Source organism: Streptomyces mesophilus (genome assembly GCF_040300965.1).
Taxonomy (GTDB): Bacteria; Actinomycetota; Actinomycetes; order Streptomycetales; family Streptomycetaceae; genus Streptomyces; species Streptomyces mesophilus_A.
Genome location: NZ_JBEPEW010000288.1, coordinates 1 through 4248 on the forward strand (window position 1 = coordinate 1; position 4248 = coordinate 4248).

The 4248-nt window shown below is 72.4% G+C and carries 4 protein-coding genes and 1 pseudogene; all 5 read left to right on the top strand.

The features are described 5' to 3' along the window. Positions 1-318: pantoate--beta-alanine ligase (locus ABT367_RS41010; protein ID WP_352259032.1), on the top strand; the 318-nt coding region annotated here is incomplete at its 5' end. Beyond that, positions 315-2039: an L-aspartate oxidase gene (locus ABT367_RS41015; RefSeq protein ID WP_352259033.1), complete on the top strand. Its 1725-nt coding sequence runs from the start codon at positions 315-317 to the stop codon at positions 2037-2039. The genes ABT367_RS41010 and ABT367_RS41015, both read left to right, overlap by 4 nt. After that, positions 2036-3022: a carboxylating nicotinate-nucleotide diphosphorylase gene (nadC, locus tag ABT367_RS41020; protein WP_352259035.1), complete on the top strand. Its 987-nt coding sequence runs from the start codon at positions 2036-2038 to the stop codon at positions 3020-3022. Before ABT367_RS41015 ends, nadC begins: the two co-directional genes overlap by 4 nt. After that, entirely contained in the window at positions 3022-3819 is a 798-nt protein-coding gene (locus tag ABT367_RS41025) for a type III pantothenate kinase (protein WP_352259036.1), read from the top strand. The genes nadC and ABT367_RS41025 overlap by 1 nt, the downstream gene beginning before the upstream one ends. Before the next feature lie 112 nt (positions 3820-3931). Beyond that, positions 3932-4248 (top strand): annotated as a pseudogene (locus tag ABT367_RS41030) (hypothetical protein); the annotation flags it as partial.

Here is a 4248-nt window from a genome sequence, read left to right on the forward strand (position 1 = left end):
GCGGCGCCCGCCTCGAGGGCCCGTGCCAAGGCGCTCGGCGCATTGGGCGAGGCCCGCGCCGCCGCCGACGCACACGCCGTCGCGCAGGCCCATACCGGCGGTCCGGCCGCGGTCCGCGCGGCCGCGCGCTGTGTGCTCGACGACGCGGCCAGGGCTCAACCACCGCTCGTCCTGGACTACTTGGCCCTGGTCGACCCGTCGGACTTCACCGAGATCGACGACACCTTCACCGGCGAGGCGATCCTCGCGGTCGCCGCGAAGGTCGGCTCGACCCGACTGATCGACAACATTCCGCTCACCTTCGGAGCCGCCGTATGAGCAGCCGGACCACTTCGAAAACGGGCACGGGCATACGCCTGCACGCCCCCGCCCCCGGCTGGTCCATCGACGCCGACGTGGTCGTGGTCGGCTCGGGCGTCGCGGGTCTGACCGCGGCCCTGCGCTGCGCGGCCGCCGATCTGCGGACGGTCGTCGTCACCAAGGCCCGCCTCGACGACGGCTCCACGCGCTGGGCCCAGGGCGGCGTCGCCGCCGCGCTCGGCGACGGCGACACCCCCGAGCAGCACCTCGACGACACCCTGGTCGCGGGCGCGGGCCTGTGCGACGAGGACGCCGTCCGGATCCTGGTCACCGAAGGCCCGGACGCGGTACGGCGGTTGATCGGCTCCGGCGCCCAGTTCGACACCGACCCGTCCAGCGGCGAGATCGAGCTCACCCGCGAGGGCGGCCACCACCGCCGCCGTATCGCCCATGCGGGAGGCGACGCGACCGGCGCCGAGATCTCCCGCGCGCTCAACGAGGCGGTACGCGAAGCCGGCATCCGTACGATCGAGAACGCCCTGGTCCTCGACCTGCTGACCGATGCCGAAGGCCGTACGGCCGGAGTCTCCCTGCACGTCATGGGCGAGGGCCAGCACGACGGGGTCGGCGCGGTGCACGCCCGGGCCGTGGTGCTCGCCACCGGCGGCATGGGCCAGGTCTTCTCCGCGACCACCAACCCGTCCGTGTCGACCGGTGACGGCGTCGCGCTCGCCCTGCGCGCCGGCGCCGAGATCAGCGACATCGAGTTCGTGCAGTTCCACCCCACCGTCCTCTTCCTCGGCTCGGACGCGGAGGGCCAGCAGCCCCTGGTCTCCGAGGCCGTACGAGGAGAGGGCGCCCATCTCGTCGACGCCGACGGGGTCCGTTTCATGGTCGGACAGCACGAGCTGGCCGAGCTCGCCCCCCGCGACATCGTCGCCAAGGGCATCACGCGCCGGATGCAGGAGCAGGGCGCCGAGCACATGTACCTGGACGCGCGGCACTTCGGCGCCGAGATGTGGGAGCACCGCTTCCCGACCATCCTCGCCGCCTGCCGCGCCCACGGCATCGACCCGGTCACCGAGCCCATCCCGGTCGCGCCCGCCGCGCACTACGCCTCGGGCGGGGTGCGCACCGACAGCCGCGGCCGTACGACGGTCCCCGGCCTGTACGCCTGCGGCGAGGTCGCCTGCACCGGTGTGCACGGCGCCAACCGGCTGGCCTCCAACTCCCTGCTCGAAGGCCTGGTCTACGCCGAGCGCATCGCCGACGACATCACGGCCGAACTGCCCGCGGCCGGCGCCCCGGTTCCTGTATCGCACCCGGAAGTCCCGCAGTACCCGCTGCTGCCGGCCGAGGCGCGGCTCGCGATCCAGCGGATCATGACCGAGGGCGCGGGCGTCCTGCGCAGCGCGGAGTCGCTCGCCGAGGCCGCGGAGCGGATCGAGGCGATCCACGCGGAGGCCCGCGGCGCGCTCGCCGAGCACGGCAAGACGGCCGAACCCGGCACCGACACCTGGGAGTCCACCAACCTCCTGTGCGTCGCCCGGGTCCTGGTCACCGCCGCCCGGCTGCGCGCGGAGACCCGCGGCTGCCACTGGCGCGAGGACCACGCCGACCGCGACGACGAGCAGTGGCGCAAGCACATCGTCGTCACCCTCAATCCGGACCGCACGCTCGCCGTGCACACCACCGACACCGCATACTTCCCTCCGACCCGAGCCCAGGAGCAGCAGTGAGCACCGACCTTCCCCTTGCCCAGTCGGACGAAGGCTGCGGCGACGGCTGCGCCTGTGGTGACGAGACGGCCCTGGAGTGCGGTCTCGACCCCGCGCTGGCCGAGCTGCTCGCCGACGCGGGCCTCGATCCCGTCCTCGTGGAGGACATCGCGCATATGGCGCTCTCCGAGGACCTCGACGGCGGCGTGGACGTCACGTCGGTGGCCACGATCCCCGAAGACGCCGTCGCCACCGCCGACTTCACCGCCCGCGAGGCCGGCGTCGTGGCGGGTCTGCGGGTCGCCGAGGCCGTGCTTTCGATCGTCTGCGAGGAGGCCTTCGAGGTCGAGCGCCACGTCGAGGACGGCGCCCGCGTCGAGGCGGGCCAGAAGCTCCTGAGCGTCACGACCCGCACCCGCGACCTGCTCACGGGCGAGCGCAGCGCGCTCAACCTGCTGTGCCGCCTCTCCGGCATCGCGACCGCGACCCGCGCCTGGGCGGACGCCCTGGAGGGCACGAAGGCCAAGGTCCGCGACACCCGCAAGACCACCCCGGGCCTGCGCGCCCTGGAGAAGTACGCGGTCCGCTGCGGCGGCGGCGTCAACCACCGCATGTCCCTGTCGGACGCGGCCCTGGTCAAGGACAACCACGTAGTCGCGGCCGGCGGTGTCGCGCAGGCCTTCAAGGCTGTACGGACGCAGTTCCCGGACGTGCCCGTGGAGGTCGAGGTCGACACCCTGCACCAGCTGCGTGAAGTCCTCGACGCGGGCGCCGACTTGATCCTCCTGGACAACTTCACGCCCTCCGAGACCGCCGAGGCCGTCGCCCTCACCAAGGGCCGCGCGCTGCTCGAGTCCTCCGGCCGTCTCACCCTCGCCACGGCCCGCGCGTACGCGGAGACCGGCGTGGACTACCTCGCGGTCGGCGGCCTCACGCACTCCTCGCCGATCCTGGACATCGGCCTCGACCTGCGCGAAGCCTCGGAAGACGAGGCGACTCTCTGATGCTGCTGACCATCGACGTAGGCAATACGCACACGGTCCTCGGCCTCTTCGACGGCGACGAGATCGTCGAGCACTGGCGCATCTCCACGGACGCCCGCCGCACCGCCGATGAACTCGCCGTACTCCTCAACGGGCTGATGGGCATGCACCCGCTGCTCGGCGAGGAGCTCGGCGACGGCATCGACGGCATCGCGATCTGCTCCACGGTCCCGTCCGTCCTGCACGAGCTGCGCGAGGTCACCCGCCGCCACTACGGCGACGTACCGGCCGTCCTGGTCGAGCCCGGCGTGAAGACGGGCGTGCCGATCCTCTTCGACAACCCGAAGGAGGTCGGCGCCGACCGCATCATCAACGCGGTCGCGGCCAACGAGCTGTACGGCGGCCCGGCGATCGTCGTCGACTTCGGCACCGCGACCACCTTCGACGCGGTCAGCGCGCGCGGCGAGTACGTCGGCGGCGTGATCGCCCCCGGCATCGAGATCTCGGTCGAGGCGCTCGGCGTGAAGGCCGCCCAGCTCCGCAAGATCGAGCTCAACCGCCCGCGCAACGTCATCGGCAAGAACACCGTCGAGGCCATGCAGTCCGGCATCCTCTACGGCTTCGCGGGCCAGGTCGACGGCCTGGTCCACCGCATGGCCAAGGAACTCTCCGAGGACCCGGACGACGTCACGGTGATCGCCACCGGCGGCCTCGCCCCGCTGGTGCTCGCCGACTCCGCGGTGATCGACGAACACGAGCCCTGGCTCACCCTGATCGGCCTGCGCCTCGTCTACGAGCGGAACGTGTCGCGCAGCTGACGGCGCCGGGGGACCACGCAGCCGACGGACACCGGTGGGCGCACCTGACAGCAACGCGCCCACCAATGAACCCATAAACCTTTTTTGTCGGATTAGTGCGTATCGTCGGCCCATGCCCACGCCATACGGATCCCGCGGCGGCATGGCGTTCAGCGCAGACGAGCTGCGTGTGCTCCGAGGCGCCCTCGCCATCGCCCTGAAGACCGACCACGCCGGCACCTCCGAGGCGCAGGACTGCCTGCGTCTCGCGGAGAGCCTCGACGAAGCGGTACGCGAGTCGGAGCGGCTGCGCGCCTTCCTGCTCGCCGATCTGGGCCGGTATCGCCAGGCGCTCCCCGGCTCCACCACCGGCTACCTCGAACTCCTCGCGGACGCCCTGGCCGCCGGCTACCGCCCCGTCCCCGACGACCTCGCCGCGCTGCGCGCCCT